2 protein-coding genes are annotated in these 2,305 nt (G+C 74.8%); both read left to right on the plus strand.

Annotated elements, in window-relative coordinates; translation table 11 throughout:
- The coding region (locus tag ACWCXH_RS39840) for a phosphopantetheine-binding protein (RefSeq protein ID WP_449806403.1) at positions 1–772 on the plus strand (772 nt) is incomplete at its 5' end.
- 35 nt (positions 773–807) lie between these two features.
- Positions 808–2,305, plus strand: a 1,498-nt coding sequence (locus ACWCXH_RS39845; RefSeq protein ID WP_449806404.1) for a type I polyketide synthase, incomplete at its 3' end; no start/stop codon positions are given.

Here is a 2,305-nt window from a genome sequence, read left to right on the forward strand (position 1 = left end):
GACGCTCTCCGAGGCCGACCTGCACCGCATCCGCTCCTCCGGCGTGCCGCCGCTGACCGAGGAACAGGGCCTCGCCCTGCTCGACGCCGCCATGGGCCTCGACGAGCCCTACCTCGTCCCCATCGGCCGCGCCTCCGGCCCGGCCAGGATGCCCGGCACCGTGCCCGCGCTGCTGCGCGGACTCGTCCGCGGCGCCCGCCGCGTGGCCGAGTCCGCCGGCGGCCGCACCGGAGCGGTGGCCGCGCTCGCCGCCCGCCTGACCGAGCTACGCGAGGCCGACCGGCTGCGCCACGTCGTGGACCTGGTCCGCACCGAGGCGGCGGCCGTCCTCGGCCACGCCTCGCCGCAGGCCGTCGCCGCCGACCGGGACTTCCACGACCTCGGCGTGGACTCCCTCACCGCCCTGGAACTGCGCAACCGCCTGACCGCCGTCACCGGCCTGCGCCTGCCCGCGACCCTGGTCTTCGACCACCCGACGTCCGCTGTCCTCGGCGCACACCTCCTCGGCGTGCTCCTGGACGAGCAGGACGCCGCGGACGGTGCCGCGCTGTTCGGCCAACTCGACCGCCTGGACGCGGCCCTGGCGGACGCCGGCACCGACGAGGCGACCCGCAACGCGGTCTCGCTCCGCCTGCGCCGAATGCTGGAGAAATTGCGAAACCAGGACGCGCAGAATGCCGAGGACGCCATTGCGGAGCGGCTCGAAGCAGCGAGCGCGGACGAGGTCCTGGCCTTCATCGACAACGAGCTCGGCCGTCTGAGCGACCGCTGACCGACCCGCCTCATCACAGGAAGGCACCACCCCCCATGTCGAACGACAGCAAGCTCGTTGACTACCTCAAGTGGGTCACGGCCGACCTGCACCAGACACGCCAACGACTGCTGGAGGCCGAGTCCGGCCGGCACGAGCCGATCGCCATCGTCGGCATGGCGTGCCGTCTGCCGGGCGGGGTGACCACTCCGGAGGAGCTCTGGCGGCTGGTCGCGGACGGGCGGGACGGCATCACCGGGTTCCCCGCCGACCGCGGGTGGGACATGGCGGCCCTGCTCGGCGAGGGCAGCGGCAGCAGCGCGACGGTCGAGGGCGGGTTCGTCGCGGCCGGCGAGTTCGACGCGGGCTTCTTCGGGATCTCCCCGCGCGAGGCGCTCGCGATGGACCCGCAGCAGCGCCTCCTGCTGGAGACCTCGTGGGAGGCGTTCGAGCGGGCGGGCATCGACCCGGCGGGCCTGCGCGGGACCCGCACCGGCGTCTTCGTCGGCACGGCCGGCGTCGACTACGTCGGCGTGGTGATGAACTCGCAGGAGGACATGGAGGGGCACGCGACCACCGGCCTGACGGCGAGCGTGCTGTCGGGCCGGGTGTCGTACACCTTCGGCCTGGAGGGCCCGGCGGTGACGGTCGACACGGCCTGCTCGTCCTCGCTGGTGGCGATGCACCTGGCGTCGCAGGCGCTGCGGGCCGGTGAGTGCACGCTCGCGCTCGCGGGCGGTGTCACCGTGCTGTCGACGCCGATGAGCTTCTCCGGGTTCTCCCGCCAGGGCGGACTCGCTCCGGACGGGCGCTGCAAGGCGTTCGCGGACGGCGCGGACGGGACGGGCTGGGCCGAGGGCGCGGGCGTCCTGGTGCTGGAACGGCTGTCGGACGCCCGACGCAACGGGCACCCGGTCCTGGCCGTCGTGCGCGGTTCGGCCGTCAACCAGGACGGTGCCTCGAACGGCCTGACGGCGCCCAACGGCCCGTCCCAGCAGCGCGTCATCCGCCAGGCGCTGGCCGCGGCCGGACTGTCGGCCGGCGAGGTCGACGCCGTCGAGGGCCACGGCACGGGGACGCCGCTCGGCGACCCGATCGAGGCCCAGGCGCTCCTCGCCACCTACGGTCAGGACCGCGAACAGCCTCTGCTGCTCGGCTCGTTGAAGTCCAACATCGGCCACACCCAGGCCGCGGCCGGCGCGGCCGGCGTGATCAAGACGGTGATGGCACTGCGGCACGGCGTGCTGCCGAGGACGCTGCACGTGGACGCGCCGTCCGCCGAGGTGGACTGGTCGGCGGGGGCGGTCGAGCTGCTCACCGAGGCCCGGCCCTGGCCGGAGGTGGACCGGCCGCACCGCGCGGGCGTGTCCGCCTTCGGGATCAGCGGGACCAACGCGCACGTGATCGTCGAGGAGGCGGTGGAGGAGGGCGCGGACCCGCTCGCGGAGCCGGCCGTGGCGCCGGGCGTGGTGCCGTGGGTGGTGTCGGCGAAGTCGGAGGCGGCGCTGGGCGCGCAGGTGGCGCGGCTGGCCGGCCTCGACGGCTCGGTCGGTT

The organism is Kitasatospora sp. NPDC001660 (genome assembly GCF_053596725.1).